19 protein-coding genes are annotated in these 20,801 nt (G+C 30.6%); 16 read left to right on the plus strand and 3 right to left on the minus strand.

The window, feature by feature from the left end; all coding sequences use genetic code 11:
* Positions 1-3 precede the first annotated feature (3 nt).
* The 8 genes from BXY80_RS04450 (at position 4) to BXY80_RS04485 (ending at position 7,877) form a co-directional block, all read left to right on the plus strand.
* Positions 4-879 carry a class I SAM-dependent methyltransferase gene (locus BXY80_RS04450; protein WP_120199994.1) on the plus strand — a complete coding sequence of 292 codons (876 nt, stop codon included), beginning with the start codon at positions 4-6 and terminating at the stop codon, positions 877-879.
* A gap of 192 nt (positions 880-1,071) precedes the next feature.
* The gene (locus tag BXY80_RS04455) at positions 1,072-1,587 is read left to right on the plus strand and encodes an OmpH family outer membrane protein (protein WP_120199995.1); all 516 of its coding nucleotides are present in this window, start codon (positions 1,072-1,074) and stop codon (positions 1,585-1,587) included.
* 130 nt (positions 1,588-1,717) lie between these two features.
* Positions 1,718-4,093, plus strand: coding sequence for a TonB-dependent receptor (locus tag BXY80_RS04460; protein ID WP_120200353.1), 2,376 nt, complete (start codon positions 1,718-1,720; stop codon positions 4,091-4,093).
* A gap of 4 nt (positions 4,094-4,097) precedes the next feature.
* Positions 4,098-4,943, plus strand: a complete 846-nt coding sequence (locus BXY80_RS04465) for a DUF4249 domain-containing protein (protein WP_120199996.1) — start codon at positions 4,098-4,100, stop codon at positions 4,941-4,943.
* 95 nt (positions 4,944-5,038) lie between these two features.
* On the plus strand, positions 5,039-5,572 hold the full coding sequence (locus tag BXY80_RS04470; protein WP_245977157.1) for an RNA polymerase sigma factor: 534 nt from the start codon (positions 5,039-5,041) through the stop codon (positions 5,570-5,572).
* Between the two features lie 2 nt (positions 5,573-5,574).
* The gene (locus BXY80_RS04475) at positions 5,575-6,120 is read left to right on the plus strand and encodes a hypothetical protein (RefSeq protein WP_120199998.1); all 546 of its coding nucleotides are present in this window, start codon (positions 5,575-5,577) and stop codon (positions 6,118-6,120) included.
* Entirely contained in the window at positions 6,098-7,189 is a 1,092-nt protein-coding gene (locus tag BXY80_RS04480; RefSeq protein WP_147376096.1) for a hypothetical protein, read from the plus strand. Before BXY80_RS04475 ends, BXY80_RS04480 begins: the two co-directional genes overlap by 23 nt.
* Before the next feature lie 19 nt (positions 7,190-7,208).
* Positions 7,209-7,877, plus strand: a complete 669-nt coding sequence (locus BXY80_RS04485) for a hypothetical protein (RefSeq protein WP_120200000.1) — start codon at positions 7,209-7,211, stop codon at positions 7,875-7,877.
* A gap of 19 nt (positions 7,878-7,896) precedes the next feature.
* Here BXY80_RS04485 and BXY80_RS04490 read toward each other — a convergent pair whose 3' ends face one another.
* Complete coding sequence (locus BXY80_RS04490) at positions 7,897-8,817, minus strand: diacylglycerol/lipid kinase family protein (protein ID WP_120200001.1); 921 nt, start codon at positions 8,815-8,817, stop codon at positions 7,897-7,899.
* 2 nt (positions 8,818-8,819) lie between these two features.
* Entirely contained in the window at positions 8,820-9,968 is a 1,149-nt protein-coding gene (locus BXY80_RS04495) for a DNA polymerase III subunit (RefSeq protein ID WP_120200354.1), read from the minus strand.
* 389 nt (positions 9,969-10,357) lie between these two features.
* Here BXY80_RS04495 and BXY80_RS04500 point away from each other — a divergent pair, with 389 nt between their 5' ends.
* From BXY80_RS04500 to BXY80_RS04510, 3 genes are all read left to right on the plus strand, one after another.
* Positions 10,358-11,545 (plus strand): phosphoglycerate kinase, encoded by a 1,188-nt coding sequence (locus tag BXY80_RS04500; RefSeq protein WP_120200002.1) that lies wholly within the window; start codon positions 10,358-10,360, stop codon positions 11,543-11,545.
* A 125-nt stretch (positions 11,546-11,670) separates the two neighbouring features.
* Positions 11,671-13,263 (plus strand): LysM peptidoglycan-binding domain-containing protein, encoded by a 1,593-nt coding sequence (locus BXY80_RS04505; protein WP_120200003.1) that lies wholly within the window; start codon positions 11,671-11,673, stop codon positions 13,261-13,263.
* A 23-nt stretch (positions 13,264-13,286) separates the two neighbouring features.
* Positions 13,287-14,261, plus strand: a complete 975-nt coding sequence (locus BXY80_RS04510; RefSeq protein WP_120200004.1) for a DUF4837 family protein — start codon at positions 13,287-13,289, stop codon at positions 14,259-14,261.
* Positions 14,262-14,303: 42 nt separating this feature from the next.
* On the opposite strand, the gene tatA is transcribed toward BXY80_RS04510, so the two are convergent.
* Positions 14,304-14,486, minus strand: coding sequence for a twin-arginine translocase TatA/TatE family subunit (tatA, locus tag BXY80_RS04515; protein WP_120200005.1), 183 nt, complete (start codon positions 14,484-14,486; stop codon positions 14,304-14,306).
* 116 nt (positions 14,487-14,602) lie between these two features.
* Between tatA and BXY80_RS04520 the strand changes: the two genes are divergently transcribed.
* The 5 genes from BXY80_RS04520 to rfbB are packed head-to-tail and all read left to right on the plus strand — an operon-like array spanning position 14,603 to position 20,801.
* Positions 14,603-15,469, plus strand: coding sequence for a M23 family metallopeptidase (locus tag BXY80_RS04520; protein ID WP_120200006.1), 867 nt, complete (start codon positions 14,603-14,605; stop codon positions 15,467-15,469).
* Positions 15,469-16,971, plus strand: a complete 1,503-nt coding sequence (locus tag BXY80_RS04525; RefSeq protein ID WP_120200007.1) for a GH3 auxin-responsive promoter family protein — start codon at positions 15,469-15,471, stop codon at positions 16,969-16,971. The genes BXY80_RS04520 and BXY80_RS04525 overlap by 1 nt, the downstream gene beginning before the upstream one ends.
* A gap of 28 nt (positions 16,972-16,999) precedes the next feature.
* The gene (locus tag BXY80_RS04530; protein WP_120200008.1) at positions 17,000-18,688 is read left to right on the plus strand and encodes a DUF6909 family protein; all 1,689 of its coding nucleotides are present in this window, start codon (positions 17,000-17,002) and stop codon (positions 18,686-18,688) included.
* 9 nt (positions 18,689-18,697) lie between these two features.
* Positions 18,698-19,756, plus strand: coding sequence for a hypothetical protein (locus BXY80_RS04535; protein WP_120200009.1), 1,059 nt, complete (start codon positions 18,698-18,700; stop codon positions 19,754-19,756).
* Positions 19,746-20,801: a dTDP-glucose 4,6-dehydratase gene (gene rfbB, locus BXY80_RS04540; RefSeq protein ID WP_120200355.1), complete on the plus strand. Its 1,056-nt coding sequence runs from the start codon at positions 19,746-19,748 to the stop codon at positions 20,799-20,801. Before BXY80_RS04535 ends, rfbB begins: the two co-directional genes overlap by 11 nt.

The raw sequence follows: 20,801 nt of genomic DNA on the forward strand, positions 1-20,801 counted from the left end.
TTAATGAAAGAAAAAACTACATACTTATCTTTAAAAGATCATTCTATTTCTGGAGAGGATTTTCAGTTAGTTTATAATGAAAATTTAGATTTATTAGAAACATTTCCTCAGCCAAAAGCTGATAAGTTACCAGAATATTATAAAAGCGAAGACTATATTTCTCATACAGATGCTAAGCGAAACCTGTTTGAAAAAGTATATCATATTATTAAATCAATTTCGCTTAAACGGAAATTGAAACTTATAAATTCGTTCAGTTTTACAGAAAAGAAACTTTTAGATGTTGGTTGCGGCACAGGAGATTTTCTTAAAGTAGCAAAAGATAGTAATTGGCTAGTTTCAGGAATTGAGCCTAATGCAGAAGCCAGAAAAATAGCTAATAAGAAAACTAATAATTCTGTTTTTGAAATAGAACAACTTTTAAAGTTTAAACCACATAGTTTTGATGTGATCTCGCTGTGGCATGTATTAGAACATCTACCAAAACTAGATGAACATATTGCAGTGTTTGAAAAACTGTTAAAACCAGACGGTGTTTTAATAATCGCTGTACCTAATTATAAAAGTTATGATGCATTGCATTATAAAAACTATTGGGCAGCTTTTGATGTGCCAAGACATTTGTGGCATTTTTCGCAAACATCAATATCTAAGTTAATGGCTAATGTAAATATGAGTGTTGTAAAAACGCTTCCAATGAAATTTGATGCGTTTTATGTCTGCCTACTTTCAGAAAAATATAAATCCGGTTTTATAAATCCTATTAAGGGGTTTTGGTTTGGATTGCTCTCAAACCTTAATGCAAAGAAAACAAAAGAGTACTCATCTTTAATTTATATCATTAAAAAACAGAATACTAACATAAAGCAGTATAATTAATGATTTTAATTAGTAAAGGATGAAACTTAAGCCTTTTAATTTAAACGCGCTTAAATCAACTTAAAACAAGTAGTTTTTAATAGACTGAATTTATAATTTTATTATAAACGATTAATTGTAACTATATTAAATATTTTACTAAATAACAGTTTAACTTTTTTACATTTGCAAAAATTTAATAATTAAATAAAAATGAAAAACCTAGTAGCTGCATTTATTGCAATTATAATTTTAACATCTTGTCAAGAACAACAAAAAATAGGATTTATTGATAATGGAAAAGTGATTAACGATTATCAAGAAAAAATAGATGTTGAAGAAAAATATAAACTAAAGGACGAAGTTTTTAAAAAGAAAACGGATAGTATTGGAAAAGCATTTCAATTAGAAGCACAAGCATTTCAATTGAAAGCCGCTAAAATGTCACAAAAAAAGCAACAAGAAGAATATCAAGCTTTAGGGCAAAAACAACAATTGTTACAACAACAAATTCAATTTGAACAACAGCAAATACAACAACAGTTTCAAACCGAAATAGACTCCGTTATTGCTAAAGTAAAAACATTTGTAAAAGGCTATGGCAAATCAAATGGTTATTCATATATATTAGGCAGTAACGAAGCAGGTAGTGTTATGTATGGCGAAGAACAAAGTGATTTATCTAAAACCATTATAGAAGCTTTAAATGTAGAGTATAGTAAAGAATAAGTCTATAAATAACTTAAAAAAAGCCAAGCTTGAAAAAGCTTGGCTTTTTTTTTGAATACAAATGCAACCTTTTAAATTTTTGCTTGTCTATAGAATTAAATTATCAATCATTAAAACAAATAAATCAAAAATGAAACACATTTTTTTAGGCTTATGCCTGTTGTTTAGTACAATTTTATTTGCCCAAGAAACATTTAGTATAAGAGGCACAATTAAAGATGTAAAAAACGGAGAAACATTGCTTGGTGCATCCGTCTTTTTAAAAGGCACAACAAATGGCGCAGTAACAAACGAATATGGATTCTTTTCTATAACAGCACCAAAGGGAACATATACTTTAATAATATCTTATTTAGGATATGAAGAAATGTCTCAAGACATTATTTTGGACACAGATCAAACTTTAAATATAGAAATTAAAGAGCTGTCAACTCAGTTAGATGAAATTGTTATTATAGCAGAAGAATCTGAGCGTATGAATATAAAGAAACCTCAAATGAGTGTTTCTAAACTCAATGCATCAACAATTAAGCAAATTCCTGCGGTTTTAGGAGAGGTTGATGTTATTAAGTCAATTCAAATGTTACCAGGTGTAACAAATAATGGTGAAGGTACTGCTGGTTTTAATGTAAGAGGTGGAGCTGCAGATCAAAACTTAGTGCTATTAGACGAAGCGATAATATACAATACATCACACTTTTTTGGCTTCTTTTCTGTTTTTAATGCTGATGCAATAAAAGACATTAAGCTGTATAAAGGTGATATTCCTGCAAAATTTGGGGGTCGTGTATCATCTGTGCTGGATGTTAGGCAGAAAGATGGAAATAGTAAAAACTTTGGCTTATCTGGAGGTATTGGTTTGATATCTAGCAGGTTAACAGCAGAATCGCCATTATTTAAAGACAAAGGGTCATTTTTAATCGCTGGTAGAACATCATATGCGCATTTGTTTATGCCAGCAATTAAAGACGTAAAGGATGATAAAATTTCTTTTTATGATCTTAACCTCAAAACTAATTATGAAATAAATAAAAACAACCGTGTTTATCTTTCGGGATATTTTGGAAGAGATATTTTCGACATATCAAAAGTTGTAAAAAATAGATACGGTAATACGTCTGGTAATCTTAGATGGAATCATGTTTTTAATGATAAGCTATTTTCTAATCTGTCGTTAATCTACAGTAAATATGACTATCAAGTTGTACTAGACTTTGTTAAGTTAGATTGGATAGCAGATATTAAAAATTATAACCTTAAATATGATTTTGGTTATTATGTAAATAACAAGTTAAAACTGGATTTTGGTTTAAGTGGTATTTTATATAATTTAAACCCAGGAGAAGTAAAACCAACATCAGAAAGCTCGCCAATAAACTATTTAAAATTAGAACAAAAAAGAGCTTTTGAAAGTGGACTATATGTAAGTGCAGAGCACAAGTTAACAGATAAACTAACCGCCCAATATGGACTGCGCTATAGTAGGTTTTCTAGGCTAGGAGGCCAAAATGTAATGAACTATGTTGGCAACCAACCAGTAGTTTATAATAATGATTTAGGTATCTATGAAGAAGGAGAAGAGTCTGGAGAAACATTTTATAAAAAAAATGAGTCTATTAAAACGTTTAATAATTTCGAACCAAGATTGGGGCTTTCTTACCAATTAAACCAATCATCTTCAATAAAAGCAAGTTATACTAAATCATCACAATACTTACATTTATTATCTAATACATCAGCGGTTACACCTTTAGATGTTTGGGCACCTAGCGGCAAATATATAAAACCTCAATTGTCAAATCAATACGCTATAGGTTACTATAAAAACTTTAATGACAATAAATACTCCTTAGAGGTAGAAACGTATTATAAAACAGTAAAAAATAGAATAGACTATGTCGATGGTTCAGATTTAATTGGAACCAATACAATAGAAACTGAGATATTAAACGGTAAGGCTAGAGCATATGGATTGGAAGTTTTATTAAGAAAAAACAAAGGAAATTTTACCGGATGGCTTGCATACACCTTATCAAAATCTGAACAAAAAACATTAGGAGGAAACGCAGGTGGTCCCGGAATAAATAAAGGAAAATGGTATAACACGCCTTATGATAGAACTCATGATATCTCTCTAACAGGAATATATAAGTTAAATAACAAATGGAGTTTCAGTGGTAATTTGGTTTATCAAACAGGAAGACCCGTAACCTATCCAAATGGTCAATATGAATATGAAGGTTTATCTGTGGCTAGTTATTCTGGAAGAAACGAAGACAGATTACCAGATTATCACCGATTAGATATTTCTGCAATATATAAACCCAATAGAAGACCTGACAAGCAATGGAAAGGCGAATGGGTTTTCGGTTTGTATAATGTATATAATCGCAAAAATGCAGCATCAGTCTCATTTAGACAAAATGACGAATCAGGAAAAAACGAAGCATTAAGAACCGCTATTTTTGGTCTAATACCTTCAATTACTTACAATTTTAAATTTTAATTCAATGAAAACAATAATAAAAATAGTTGTTCTATTTACTTTAGTTTTAGTTTCGTCTTGTGAAGACGTTATAGATGTAAACGTACCAACGGCAAATCCAAGACTGGTTATTGAGGCGTCGTTAGATTGGGAAAAAGGAACAGCCGGAAATAACCAAACTATTAAATTAAGCACATCTACACCTTATTTTGATACAACAGTTAATAATGAAGTAACAGGAGCTTTAGTTAAAGTTACTAATGCGATCACTAACGACGAGTATAATTTTATTGATCAAAATGATGGTACATATACGATAACTAATTTTGTTCCTATAATTAATGATTCTTATGTTTTAGAGGTTATTTATAACGGAGAAACCTATACAGCCACAGAAACATTAAAATCAGTTTCTGAAATTAATAGGGTAGAACAATCTATTGAAGGCGGTTTTGATGATGAAGTTTTAGATGTTTCAATATTTTGGGATGATCCAGCAGGCCAAGAAAACTATTATTTAATAAAGTTTAAAGAGCAAGGAGACCTACTACCTATTCTTGAAGACCAATCTGATGAGTTTTCAAATGGTAATGAAATGGATGATTTTTTTGAAAAAGACAGAGAAGATGACGACGATCAAAATGAATTTAATCCTGGAGATGTTGTAGACATATCGTTATATGGCATTTCAGAACGTTACTATAATTATATAAGATTATTAATTGAGCAATATGATAGTGGAGGAGACCCATTTAGTTCTAATTCTGCAGAAATAAGAGGAAATTGTATTAATACAACCAACGCTCAAAATTATGCGTTTGGATATTTTAGACTTTCAGAATTTGATACCGTAAATTATATTTTCGAATAATTAAAATTTTAATATAATGATATGCAACCTTTAACTTTTTATTTTGTCTATTAAAATAAAGATGAAGTAAGATTGCATATCATATTTAAATAATAGTGAACAACCCTATACTATTTACACATAAAGCCCTTATTGAGAGGAGTAAATTAGGAGACCGTAAAATGCAATACAAACTGTATTCGCTATACGTTGACGCTATGTATAATGTTAGTATAAGAATTGTAAAAGTAAAAGAAGATGCCGAAGATGTTGTGCAAGACAGTTTTATTGATGCTTTTAAGCATTTGAGCACTTTTAAGTATCAAAGTACATTTGGGTCTTGGTTAAAAAGAATAGTAGTTAATAAAAGCATTAATTACTTAAAAGTAAAGCGAATCCCATTAGTAGCAATTGACGAGCAAGACTATTGGATTTCAGAGCCAGAAAGCATAAAAGAACCACAATTAGACATTAATAAAATAAAAGCAGCAATAAAAACACTTCCTCAAGGCTATCAAACAATTATAAACCTATATTTAATTGAAGGCTATGACCATAATGAAATAGGAGATATTTTAGAGATAAGCGTATCAACCTCTAAGTCTCAATACCATAGAGCTAAAAAGAAATTAGTTGAATTAATTAATTGAAGATGAAGGACGAATTAGAACAATACATAATAGAAAACAAAGATCAATTTGACAGCTATAAATTAGATGAGGTTGATAAACTAAAGTTTTGGAGTAACATTTCAAACCAATTACCCGAGCAACCTAAAAAAGTTATACCTATTTGGAAAAACTCAGTTTTTAAAATTGCCGCTAGTATAATAATAGTATTAGGTTGCTCTTTTTTAGCCATCATGTTTAACAATAATAGTTATGAAAACAATATTGTAAACCAAGAATTAAATGAAATAGATGGGTATTATAAATCACTAGTAAATAATCAAATACAATTAATAAAAACCAGTTCAAACCTATCAACTAAAGATCAAGAAGATTTCTTGCTTTTAGTTGATGATTTAGATGCAGAATACCTCAAGCTTAAAAACGAATTAAAAGAAGGAATTAATAATCAAAGAATTATAGAAGCTATAATTGCTAATTATAGAAAAAAAATCCAATTAATGGAAAATCTTTTAGATAGATCATACCCTATTAAAACAAATTTTGATGATGGCGAACTTATTTTATAAAACCGTTGTTTGTGGCGTTTTAGTATTGCTTTCATACAGTATGCAAGGACAAAACAAATTAAGTAAAGAAATTAAACAAACACATCCACTAACAAATAATGGTGCTTTATATATAGAAAATAAGTATGGAGATATTTATTTAAACGGATGGGAAAAAAACGAAATAGAAATTGTTGTAACTATTGAGGCAAATGGCAAAAACCTAGAAAAAGCACAAGAACTTTTAAGTTTAATTAATAGCAACATAGCAGTTTCTAACAAACAAATTATAGTAAAATCAGAAATATCTCAGAAAAAAACAGGCTTTTTTAATAAATACATTAATAAAATAGACCCATTTAAAAATGAAAAAACAAATACAGTAATAGATTATACAATAATGCTTCCAAAAGCAACCGAGGTTGAAATATTTAATAAGTACGGAGATGTGATTATTTCAGACTGGAACGGCAAATTAAAAACTACTGTAGAGCATGGAGATATAAGACTGTTAGACAGTATTACAAATTCAAACCTATCTATAAAATATGGTAAACTTAGAGCAAGTACATTATATAAAACCAATGTTTTAGCAAAAGACGCCTCCATTTCTATAAATAGCTCAAACAATTTAAAATTAGAATCTAACGGATCAGAAATAACCTTAGATGTTATAGGTAGTTTAGATTTAAACTCTAATAAAGACAATATAGAAATTAATCAACTTAACAATGTATTTGGAACTCTTAAATATTCAACCACTGTGTTTAATAATGTTTCTAAAAAAGTGAATCTAGATTTAAATCTAACAGAATTAAGACTATTAAAGTTTAATACAGCATATCCCAATATAGATATTAATCAAAAATCGTCAGAGGTGTATATAAATATTTCTGAGACTAATTTTAAGTTTGACGCAAAACTAGAACAAGGCGTTTTGCGTATTCCAAAATCACTACACAATATAAACAGTGATGTCATTGATAAAAAAGATAAGATTAGGCATATTACCGCTTCATATAAAAAAGAAGGTAGTGGGACTTTATATTTTAAAGGAGAAAAGGGAGTAATTATTTTAAAGGAATTGTAGAATTAAATCAACCAAATAAATGAAAAAATTAGTTATTCTAGTACTTACTTTAATTAGTATTAATTCATTAAACGCCCAAGTAAATGAAACCAATGAATATGTAGAATTTGACGACAGAAAAAATGTCGTTCATGGTGTCTACATAGGTTTTGGTGGTCATTATGGAAGAATGGATAGCGAAGATACCGTTTTAGCTACATTTAAATTGGCTTATGTAGCCAATCGCCAATTAGAGGTAGGATTCGCTTTTACAGGTTTTTATAACGATAGACCTAATACACAACCCAATTTATTTGATGGAAACAAAGTGCTTTTAGTAGGAGGTTATGGAGGTTTTCACGTTGAGCCTATTTTATTTGGAGACCGTTTTATAAGCATTTCTTTCCCTACGTTAATTGGTGGAGGACTTGTTACCTATAGAGGAATTGACACACTTGAAAACGAAAATATTGAGTTAGAAGATAAAGATTTTGATAGCTTTTTTATTGTAGAACCAGGAATTAATATTCTTTATAATTTTAGTCGCTACACACAATTAGAAACAGGTGTTAGATACCGGTTTACAAGTGATTATAATCTTTCGCCATTTAAAAGCAAAGATAACCTTAACGGATATTCAATAATAGTTGGACTCAAAATAGGAGTATTTAATATGGGAAGAAAGAAAAAGATAAAAGATAAGTTTTAAGTAAACACTTCATTAAGTTTTACAAGTAAAACGAAAATGCTTTAGGGATTACTGAAGCCGTAAAACCACCTTTACCAATAAGCTCTCCATCGGCTTGTATAAATGGTAAATGGTCTTGTTTAATTTCAATAGTCACTACTTGTGATTTAAATGTGTTAACTTTTTTAAAGTTCACGATTTTACCATTAAATAGTTTGGCTACATTTTTTAAAATATCAAATGTTTTAAAGTCTTTGGCTATGCTAATATCAAATAAACCATCAAAAGCATTTGGTGATTCTGTAAGTTGCATTCCGCCACCAGAATAGTTGCATAAACCCACCAAAACCATTAATGATTTTGAGGCTTCTATTTTGGAATTAATAACTACTTTCGATTTAAAATTTTTAAAAGATGACAATCCTAATAATGTTCCTGTAAGATAGGCTAGAGCACCAAAACGTTTATATTTTTCTACTTTACTAACCACATAACCATCAAAACCTACACCAGCAAGATTGTTAAAATAGATGGCTGGCTTATCGTCATTTAAAAACTCAATTTTGCCAACATCCTGAAGTTTTGTTTTTCCTTTTTTAATAAGTTGAATAGCCTGATTAACCCTTTTAGGAATACTATGGGTTTTAACCCAATCATTTCCAGTTCCAATAGGGATAACACCAACATTAATAAGGCTTGAAGAGACCTTATTTTGAGTCATAATACCATTAACAATGTTATGAAGCGTTCCGTCACCACCAATACTTATAAGGTTTAAAACTCCTTTATTAATGGCTTTATGTACCAACTCAACACTATGGTTTTCATATTGTGTAAAAGCAAAATCAAAGTCAAAATTGTGTTGTTCTAGAAATTTCTTGATACAAGGCCATTTTTTGCGACAAGACCCATTGCCAGACGTTGGATTAATAATAACGAACCAAGCTTTAAATTCAGTCATTATTAAGCCGTTTTTTTATGAAGCAAACGCGTAAGTTTAATAGATAAATCTGTTAGAATAATTTTAGAATTACCATTGCGCTCTATATGGTAAATAGCGTCTTGTAGCTCATCACTAATTTCTAAAATATTGGCATTATGAATAAAAGGTGCAAAGTTTTCTAGTTTAAAGTTTTTCGATTTTGGTTCTATATACACCAAATCATTAGCGTTGTAATTTAATAAAAGTGCTTGTCTAAAAAAATCAATGCAAAAATGAAGAAATTGTTTTTGTGTTTCTCGACCTGTTTTTGCAATAGTTTCGCTCCAAGAGATTAAATCGTGAATTGCGCTTTTATTTCCTTTGGCTTTAAAGGCCGAACGAATCCAAAACACAAACCATTCTTCAAATTGTAAATCTTCACTGTCTTGGTAAACTAAATCACAAGCTTTGTTATAATTACCATTTGCCTGATGCGCAATTTTTGTAGCAACAGCTTCATTTAAATCGTATTGTTTCATTAAGCCTTTTACTATAACTGTTTCTGCTAAAGGCGGAAAATGTAAGAGTTGACAACGTGATTTTATAGTGTTTATAATTTGCTCTTCGTCTTCTGCAATAAGAATAAAAACGGTTTTATTAGGCGGCTCTTCTAAAAGTTTTAGTAGTTGATTTGCGGGAGCATCATTTTGAGAAGTTAAATTTTCAGCCATCCAAATAATCATGACTTTGTAACCACCTTCATATGCTTTTAGCGACAGTTTTTTAACAATAATTTCCGAATCCCTAACACTTATATTTCCTTGCTTATTTTCAATTCCAATAGATTTATACCAATCAAACAAATTTCCATAAGGCTGTTTTATCAATAAATCACGCCATTCTTCAATAAAATCATCTGAAATAGGTTTGGATTTTACTTTATCATTTGTATTTACAGGATATGTAAAGTGTAAATCAGGATGAGTGAGTTTTTTAAATTTTAAATCACAATCGTTATTGTCTTCATTGTTTTTACATAATAAATATTGCGCATAAGCAATAGCCATTGGTAAAGTACCAGAGCCTTCTGGACCAATAAATAATTGTGCATGTGGTACTCTGTCATTATCAACACCTTGTATTAGATGTTTTTTAATGTGTTCTTGACCTAAAACTTCACTAAATAGCATAGGGCAAATATAGTTTTTTGTTTTTAACATTATCTTGTCTCAAATAAAAAGATAAATCGGCTTATTCTTATATTTTATACTAGAGTTTACAGATAAAAAAAGACTCAAAACACATGTTTTTTATTCTAGATATTACAGAAAGCACTAATAAAAGTTTCACTAAATTAAACATTAAATTTTTTGTCGATTTTAAATCTTTTTAAGAGTATTTATAAAAAAACTATTAAAAAATTATTTCAGAAAATATTAAAGAACTTATTTTGCTAATTAATTCTGGTTTCACAATTAAAACAACAACTAATGAAACACCTTAGGTTAATTTTCAATCCTTAAGCGAAATATTAATAAGGTGTTCCATATGACAAAAAAAAAACAATAAATATTATCATATGAAAACGCTTAACAACTATAACTTTAAAAATAAAAAGGCTTTAATACGCGTAGATTTTAATGTGCCTTTAAATGAAAATTTTGAAGTTACAGATGCAACAAGAATAATATCAGCTAAACCAACCATTATTAAAATTCTTGAAGATGGAGGAAGCTGTATTTTAATGTCTCATTTAGGCAGGCCAAAAGGCATACAAGACGAGTTTTCACTGCGTCATATTGTTAGTGAGGTCGAAGATGTTTTAGGAGTTGCCATTAAGTTTGTTAATGATAGCGTTGGAGAAGTTGTAGAAGCAGCAGCTAGTAATTTACAACCAGGAGAAATTCTATTATTAGAAAACTTACGTTTTCATGATGAAGAAAAACAAGGCAATAAAGATTTTGCTGAGCAACTTTCAAAATTAGGAGATATTTATGTAAATGATGCTTTTGGCACAGCACACAGAGCACACGCATCTACAACGATTATAGCACAATTTTTTCCTGATCATAAATGCTTTGGAAATTTACTCGCTAAAGAAATTGAAAGTATAAATAAGGTTATGGATACTGGAGAAAAACCGGTTTTGGCAGTTCTTGGAGGCGCTAAAGTATCTTCAAAAATCACCATTATCGAAAACATTCTAGATAAAATTGACCATTTAATAATTGGCGGCGGAATGACCTTTACGTTTATAAAAGCATTAGGCGGAAGCATTGGAAACTCATTAGTTGAGGACGACAAAATGGAGTTAGCCTTAGACATATTAAAACAAGCCGAAGCAAAAAATGTAAAAGTGCATTTACCAGTTGATGCTGTTATTGCTGATGCTTTTAGTAATGATGCAAATACTAAAATTGTTGATGTAAATAATATTCCTAAGGGTTGGATGGGACTAGATGCAGGACCATTATCTATTTCTAATTTTCATAATGTAGTGATGCAATGTAAAACGATACTCTGGAATGGACCTTTAGGTGTTTTTGAGATGGAAAATTTTGCCAAAGGAACAATTGAGTTAGGGAATTCAATTGCAAAATCAACAAGTGAAGGTGCTTTTTCTTTAGTTGGTGGTGGAGATTCTGTTGCGGCTGTAAAACAGTTTGGTTTTGAGAACAAAGTAAGCTATGTGAGTACTGGTGGCGGAGCCATGTTAGAAAGCTTAGAAGGAAAAACGCTACCAGGTATTGCAGCCATTATAGATTAGCTAGACTTTCTTGATTTTTAAGAATAACCTTACAGCAATTATTAAATTACCTTATTAAACTTTCGTTTTAACTAAAAAAATACGATTTTAGCCTATCTATCGTTGATTGATAAATGCATTTAATAATGAGCCAAAAGCTATTTACCCTAACACTTGGAGCGTTGTTTTTCTGTTTTTTTTGTGTTGCTCAAGATTCAATTCAAAAAAAAGAAGTAAAAAACAGAGTTACAGAATCTAATTTTGTTGATGATCATACACATGTAGTTGACACCATTGTTGATGGTAAAACACATTTTAAAACGCCTATTAAAGCAAAGCCAGATACTACGGCTTTAAAAATTCTAGAAGACCATAAGCTAGCTGCAGAAATAGACAAAAAGTGGTTAGAAGAATTGTATAGCAACGCTTTATATGATACTATTTATAAAACAGTTTCAGATTTAGAATACAAAGAAATTTATTACCCAGAATTACCAACAGATACCTTAAAATATAGGCTAGCCGAACTTAATGCCAGAACACCTTTTAATGTAGAATACAATGCATCTTTAGAAAGTGTTATAAAATCTTTTTTAAAGCATAGAAGACGATCGATGGAAAAGTTAATGGGATTAAGCCATTACTATTTCCCAATGTTTGAAAGTGAGTTAGATAAACATAACATTCCTTTGGAGATGAAATATTTAGCCATTGTGGAATCTGCATTAAAACCAAGAGCAAGATCTAGAGTTGGTGCAACTGGACTTTGGCAGTTTATGTTTGGCACAGGAAAAGAATACAATTTAGATGTAAGTAGCTATGTAGACGAAAGAAGCGACCCTGTAAAATCTACAGAAGCCGCTTCAAGATATCTATCAAGACTATATAAAATATTTGGCGATTGGGATTTAGCCTTAGCAGCATATAATTCTGGTCCAGGAAACGTGTCTAAGGCTATTAGAAGGTCAGGCGGTTATAAAAACTATTGGAATATTCGTCACAATCTTCCGCGTGAAACCGCAGGTTATGTTCCTGCCTTTTTAGCTACAATGTATATTTTTGAATTTGCAAAAGAACATGGTTTTAAATCTCAAAAGCCAAAGTTTCGTTATTTTGAAACAGATACCATTAGAGTAAAACAAATGATTACTTTAGATCAAGTTTCTGAAGCTACAGGAGTAGAGATAGAAACACTTCAGTTTTTAAATCCTTCGTATAAGTTAGATATTATTCCTCACATAAAGAATAAAAATTACACGTTACGATTGCCAATAACCGAGATAGGAAAATTTGTAAATAATGAAACCGAAATTTATGCTTTAGCTAAAGCCGAATTTGATAAGCGTGAAAAACCATTACCACAGTTTTTTAATTCGGATAGTAAAATAAGATACAGAGTAAAGTCTGGAGACTATTTAGGAAAAATTGCAAGAAAGTATGGAGTTCGAGTGAGTAAAATAAAGCAATGGAACGGATTAAGAAGCAATAACTTAAGAATTGGCCAGCGTCTCACAATTTATCCAAGAAAGCCATCCTCTTTGGGTAATTCTGTTGCTAAAAAGACACCAAAAAAAGACGTCGATTCAGCTAATAAATCTACCTATAGAGTGAAAAAAGGGGATTCACTTTGGAGCATATCTCAAAAATTTCCTGGAGTTTCTGTTCAAAATATTAAAGATTGGAACGATATTAGCAGTAGCAAACTAAAAATAGGAATGACGCTTATAGTTTCTAATTAAGTGCGCTAAAAAACTTTTTAAAGATGATTAAAAAAACAACGTTAGTACTCATTATTACTGTTTTAATGTTTAACTGTAATAGTGGTCCAAACAAACGTATTATTCCTAACTCTTCAGGAAGGATAAACACATTATCTGTTATTGTTGATAACGATTTATGGAAAGGAAAAGTAGGCGAAGCAATGAGGTCTATATTAGCAGCCCCTGTTGAAGGCTTATCTCAAGACGAGCCATTATTTTCAATGAAACAAATGCCACCACAAGTATTTAGTGGTTTTACAACAGAGAGCAGAACGATATTGAAAGTTGAAAAAGGGAGCGAAAACGGAGTAAGTATAAAAAATGATGTATTTGCAAGACCACAAACCTATATTGTAGTTTCAGGAAAGACTAACGAAGATATCATTTTAGAGTTAAAAAACAATTCGGTTAAAATAATTGATGCCTTTAAAAAAGAAGAAATAAAAGAAAAGCAACGCCAAATTAAATTATCATTATTTGATGATAAAGCACTTGAGCAGAAGCTTGGTTTCTCAATAAACCTAGCATCTGCATATAGAACCGCAAAAGCAACAGATGATTTTTTCTGGTTAAGAAAAGATGTCTCAACAGGCACTATGGATTTAATGATTTATCAAGTTCCTTTAAGCTCTATTAGAAAAGGCGATAGTGCCGTTGTAGATGTGGTTAGGGTTCGAGACTCTGTAGGTAAAGTTCATATTGAAGGTGGTCTTGAAGGCTCTTACTTGGGTACAGAACCAGCGTATGCGCCTTATATTTTTGAAACGATTTTAGATAATAAACCTACTTTAGAGACAAAAGGACTTTGGGATCTTAAAAACGCTTATATGTCTGGGCCTTTTATAAATTATGCTATTGAAGACAAGGTTAATAATAGATATTTAATAGTTGAAGGTTATGTGTTTGGACCTTCATTAGAGATGCGAGATTATATGTTTGAGCTAGAATCGGTCATTAAATCTGTAAAAATAAAGTAACAAAAAAGCCAACATAATTGTTGGCTTTTTTGTTTTAATAAACTATTCTTTTTTATCAGAAGAAGCATCTTCTTCTTTACTTGCGTCTTTAAATTCTTTTATACCACTTCCCAATCCTCTCATAAGTTCAGGGATTTTCTTTCCTCCAAACAATAGTAAAACGACTATAATTATAACAACAATTTGTGGCCAACCAATCATTAATGGTAACATATATAAGCTCATAATATTAATATTTTGAATTGCAAATTTAATAATTAAACTTCAAATTAAACGTTTAAAAATAAACTTTAAGAAATAGCCTTATAACTTGCATATATTTTATTTAATTTTGTTTTACAATGGCAGACAAAAAGAAAGAGAAAAAGTTCACAAAAAAGTTGCTTCATAAGTATCGTTTAGTCGTTTTAAATGAAGATACTTTTGAAGAGCGTTTTGCTATTAAATTAACTAGACTTAATGTATTTGTAATTGTTTCAATTTCTGCTATTTTGTTAGTTACCGGAACAATTTTATTAATAGCATTTACATCGTTAAAAGAATACATTCCCGGGTATTCTTCAACCGCACTAAAAAAACAAGCAACAGAACTTAATTATAAAACAGATTCACTTCAACAAGTAATTGCGCTAAACGAGCAATATTATACATCGATAAAAAAGGTTTTATCTGGAGACGTGAGTACGGTTCAGTTTAATCGGGATTCAATAATTGATGCCACAACTATAGATATAAATCAAATAGATTTACAACCAACTAGAGAAGATTCTATTTTAAGAGAATTAGTAGATAAAGAAGATAAATATAACCTATTTGAGTCTGCAACACCATTATCTAATTTTGTGTTGTTTCCGCCTGTAAATGGTGTCATTTCTGAAAAGTATAATATAAAAGAAAAACATTATGCCGTAGATATAGCCGTAGCAAAAGACACACCTATTAAGGCAACAGCAGACGGAACAGTTATCTTTGCCGAGTGGACAGTAGAGACAGGCTATGTTATTATTATTGAACACAAGCACAATCTTATTTCTGTTTATAAACACAACGCATCTTTAACTAAGCAACAAGGAGATTTGGTTAAGGCTGGAGAAGTTATTGCCATGGCTGGAAATACTGGCCAATATACAACAGGACCACACCTGCATTTTGAACTATGGAACGAAGGCTATCCTGTAAACCCAACAAATTTTATTGATTTTAATTAATGGTATCACTTAAATCTGCCTTAGCGAAACCCTTTGCAAAAACCATTAAAAAGTCGATTTTAAAATGGGCAAATAATCCTATTGAGACACAAGATAAAGTGTTTCAAAAATTAATAAAAGAGGCTTTAAATACTAAGTTTGGCAAAGACCATGGTTTTAATGCAATTAAGTCACATGAAGACTTTTTAAAAGCTGTTCCTGTTAGAGATTATGAAGCTTTAAAATCATATGTAGAAGAAGTTGTAGCTGGAAAAGAAAACATACTCTGGAAAGGCAAACCAATATACTTTGCAAAAACATCAGGAACCACATCTGGAGCCAAATACATACCTATTACAAAAGAGAGTATGCCAACACATATTGAAGCTGCTCGAAATGCCATTTTAATGTATATAGCAGAAACTGGAAACTCAAAGTTTGTAGATGGGAAAATGATTTTTTTACAAGGAAGCCCAATTCTTGATAAACAAAACGGCATTCAATTAGGACGATTATCAGGCATTGTTGCGCACTACGTACCTAAATATCTTCAAAAAAACAGAATGCCATCTTTAGAAACAAACTGTATAGAAGACTGGGAAACTAAAGTTGAAGCTATTGTAGATGAAACGTTACCAGAAAACATGACTATTATTTCAGGCATTCCGTCATGGGTTCAAATGTATTTTGAAAAACTAATAGATAGAACAGGTAAAAAAGTTGGAGATATATTTAAAGACTTCAATTTATTTATTTTTGGAGGTGTTAATTACGAACCTTATAGAGCAAAATTTGAAAGCTTAATAGGAAGAAAAGTTGATAGTATTGAGTTGTATCCAGCTAGCGAAGGCTTTTTTGCTTTTCAAGATACTCAGAATGAAAAAGGAATGCTGTTGCAATTAAATTCAGGCATTTTTTATGAGTTTATAAAAGCGGATGAATTTTTTAATGATAATCCAAAACGAATAACAATAAAAGACGTTGTTGTTGGTGTTAATTACGTTATGATAATTTCTACAAACGCAGGACTTTGGGCTTATAATATTGGAGATACAGTTGAGTTTACATCAATAAAACCATATAGAGTTATTGTTTCAGGACGAATAAAACATTTTATTTCAGCATTTGGAGAGCATGTTATTGGTAAAGAAGTAGAACAAGCAATGAAGCATGCTATAGAAGGAAGCAAAATTCAAATTTCAGAGTTTACAGTAGCGCCTCAAATAAATCCAGAGTCTGGATTGCCTTTTCATGAATGGTTTGTAGAATTTGAAAACGAACCAGAAAACATTTCAGATTTAGAACAGAAGATAGACACATTATTGCAAAACCAAAACAGTTACTATTTTGATTTAATAAAAGGAAATGTTCTACGCCCTTTAAAAATAACTATAATTACAAAAAACGGATTTCAAAATTATATGAAATCTATAGGGAAACTTGGAGGGCAAAATAAGATCCCTAGATTGTCAAACGACAGAAAAATTGCCAATACTTTATACGCTTTAAAATTAACTAAATAGTATTATATTTGTTGACTAAATAAGACGTATGAGTAGCAAAAAACATCATGAAAGAACGAGGGCTCAAGAAAGCTCAAATGCAATAGAGAGAATGTATGTTACCATGAGACATCTATTTAACCGAGGTTTTTATAAACCAATGGGTGTTTCGGGAGAAACACTACGTGAAGCATTATTGCTGCTTCGCCCAGAAATTTATGGGTCAATTGCAGACGAAAAAGCCGAATTAGAAGGTTTGCTTTATGTAATTGATAGATTACCTGAAGGCATTGAAGAATGTACCTTTATCAATCTAACAAGTGATGAAGGTTACGGAAATTCTCATTTTAAAACGATAATTCCACCAAAACGTCGTCGTAATTGCTATCGAATAGATGATGAGCAAATGAACATTGAGATTACGAGAGGACGATCAGAAATCTATGATATTTTAACACACTTAACTTTTTTGTTTGTTGAATCTCATAAGATTAGTAGAAGAGTACTAATAAATGAATCTGGAGCTACAACACGTGATTGGATTAAACTAGAAAAGGCAGTCTTTTCTAAAAAGAAGCTTACACAGCAAGAGCGCGAAATAGCAATTACACATACAGCAAATATATTAGGAAGAACCTTTAACGAGCTTACTGAAGCTCATGCTCAGTTTTCAACACCTTCACAACCAGAACGTTTACTACATATAGTATATTGGTTAGGTAAACTAGCAATAGAAGAGGTTGTAAATAACAATAAAAGAACAGTGACATTTAGTCCAGTTCTACGGGAAAGACTTGGTCATCATATACATGGTGAAATATGGGCAGATAATATAAAAGAGGTGCTTTTTAAAAACAACTTACTTAAAAAGCCAATACACGTTATAAGTGCAAATATGCATAGTGTGATGAATTCGCTTTTTACGCCTCTAGCATTAAAAAGTCAAGTAGCTAAAAAAGATGTTTTTGAGGTTTATGAAGAGTTGAGTCAAAAAGATAGTAAATCATTACGCAATAAAGTTTCAAAAGAAGCGTTGCAAAATGGAATGATTTACATTAAAGATACGTCAGGAACCAATATAGATGTTCAAATTTTTGATACATCAAAAATTGATTTTTCAAAAACAGATATAGAAGTAGGAGACGCATTTAATGAGTCTGATAAACCAGTTATATTTGTTATGGATTATGCCTTTGGTGAACAAGCTTACGAAACAATAGACGAGCTATTAAAACCAATAAAAGCCGGAGGAGAGAAAATTCACCTTAATGTGGAGTCTATTTCTATTATGGGAAAAGCAGGTATTTTAGAAGGCGGTAAAGGCGATATTATGATTCCGTCAGCCCATATTTTTGAAGGCACAGCAGATAATTACCCATTTAAAAATGAATTATCTAAGTCTGATTTAGAAGGGCAAGGCGTAGATATATATGAGGGTTCTATGATATCGGTTTTAGGAACATCACTTCAGAATAAAGAAATTTTAAAATTCTTTTTTAACTCTACATGGAATGTGATAGGCTTAGAAATGGAAGGTGCTCATTATCAAAAAGCTATACAAGCTGCATCTAAAGTTAGAGGCAGCATTAAATCTGATGTTAAGGTTAGATACGCTTATTATGCAAGTGATAACCCATTAGAAACAGGTGGTACTTTAGCTTCTGGAGGATTAGGAACCTCTGGAGTAAAACCAACCTATTTAATAACACGTAAAATATTACAACAAATATTTAATTAATTTATTGCTATGAACAAAGATTTACCAAACAATAATAGTTCTAATGACGAAGTAGAATTAGGACAGTTATTTAATGCTATAGGAAAACTTTTTGAACGAATTTTTAGAGCAATTTCTTTTGTTTTTTTATCAATTTATTCTACCATTATTTATGCCGCAAAAGCTGTGGTTGTAAATTATAAAATTATTTTAATAGTAGGTCTTGTCTCAGGAATATTTGGTTATGTATTAGAAAAACGAAAAACAAAAGTGTATGAGTCTAGCATGCTAGTTAGAACATATTTTGATGCAAAATACCAATTATCTACAAACATTAATTATTACAATGCTTTAATTGGAAGTGAAGATTATGAATCACTTTCGAATATATTTAACCTAAGCAAAGAAGCAACCAAAGACCTTTTAAGTTTTGAAATTGCTCCTGGACCAGAAACAGAAAATGATAGAATTGTACAGTATGATAGATTTTTAAAATCTATAGATAGTATTAGAGCACAAGAAGTAAGTTTTGATGATTATATTGAAAACCGTGATATCTATTCTGGAGATTTATTTTTAATTACTGTAGACTCAAAGAAAAAGGATATTTTTAAAAACCTTGAAAGAGGATTAGACTCAACGTTTAAAAATCAATATTCTACAAAAAAAATGAAGAAGCGAGACTCGATGTTGGTTTTGCAAAAGGAGAATATATTAGCGTCTATTAATGAAATTGAAGAACTTAAAAAGGTTTATGTTCAAGTATTAGAAAACGAATCAGAATCCACTAAAGCTTCAGTGAGTTTAGGTGATGGTTTTCCGTTACAACAAGCAAAATCTGCAACTAAAGAATACGAGTTGCTAGCAAATCAAATAAAACTCAGAGATAAATTGAGGGTTTTAGATGAAAAGAAAATAGAGGAAAATGAGTTTTTCGATGTTATATCAAGCTTTCAAGAAATTGGAAATATTAAGAAGAGTATTTTAGATCGTTATTCTTTAATATTCCCAATACTTTCTTTCATGATATTATGCTTAATATATTTATTGGTAAGAGTAATTAAATATGTTAGAGAATATGAGTCATAAAACACCTATTTTAATAACTGGAGGCGCAGGTTTTATAGGGTCGCATGTGGTTAGGTTATTTGTTAATTCTTATCCAGAATATCATATTTATAATTTAGACGCATTAACATATGCGGGCAATTTAGAAAATTTAATTGATGTTGAAAATGCTGCTAATTACACCTTTATTAAAGGTGATATAACAAATGAGAGCTTTATAAACAACCTCTTTGAAAAGTATAAATTTCAAAAAGTTATTCATTTAGCGGCTGAATCTCATGTTGATCGATCTATAGAGGATCCATTAGCATTTGTTAGAACCAATGTTATAGGAACTATGATTCTTCTAAATGCATTTAATAGATTGTGGAGCAGTAATTTTAACAACAAACTTTTCTATCACGTTAGTACCGATGAGGTTTATGGCACGCTTGGAGAAGATGGATTGTTTACTGAAACTACAGCGTACGACCCAAACTCACCTTATTCGGCATCAAAAGCAAGCTCAGATCATTTTGTAAGAGCTTATGGAGAAACCTATGGGTTACCATATGTCATAACAAACTGTTCAAACAATTATGGACAAAATCAGTTTCCAGAAAAGTTAATTCCGTTGTTTATAAATAATATTATAAACAAGAAGCCATTGCCAGTATATGGTGATGGAAACTACACTAGAGATTGGCTATATGTTAAAGATCATGCAAAAGCAATTGATTTAGTTTTTCATAATGGTAAACAAGGAGACACCTATAATATAGGAGGCTTTAATGAATGGAAAAACATTGATCTTGTTAAACTATTGTGTAAGCAAATGGATTTTAAACTAAATAGAAAAGTAGGTGATTCTGAACAACTAATTACTTATGTAAAAGATCGACCAGGACACGATTTAAGATATGCAATAGATGCTTCTAAAATAAAAAATGAATTAGGCTGGAAGCCTTCTGTAACTTTTGAAGAAGGTTTAGACAAAACAATAGATTGGTATTTAAATAATAAAAAGTGGCTTAATAACGTAACAAGTGGCTTGTACCAAACATATTACCAAAAACAATACTCTTAA

The organism is Ichthyenterobacterium magnum (assembly GCF_003610635.1).
GTDB classification, from domain to species: Bacteria; Bacteroidota; Bacteroidia; order Flavobacteriales; family Flavobacteriaceae; genus Ichthyenterobacterium; species Ichthyenterobacterium magnum.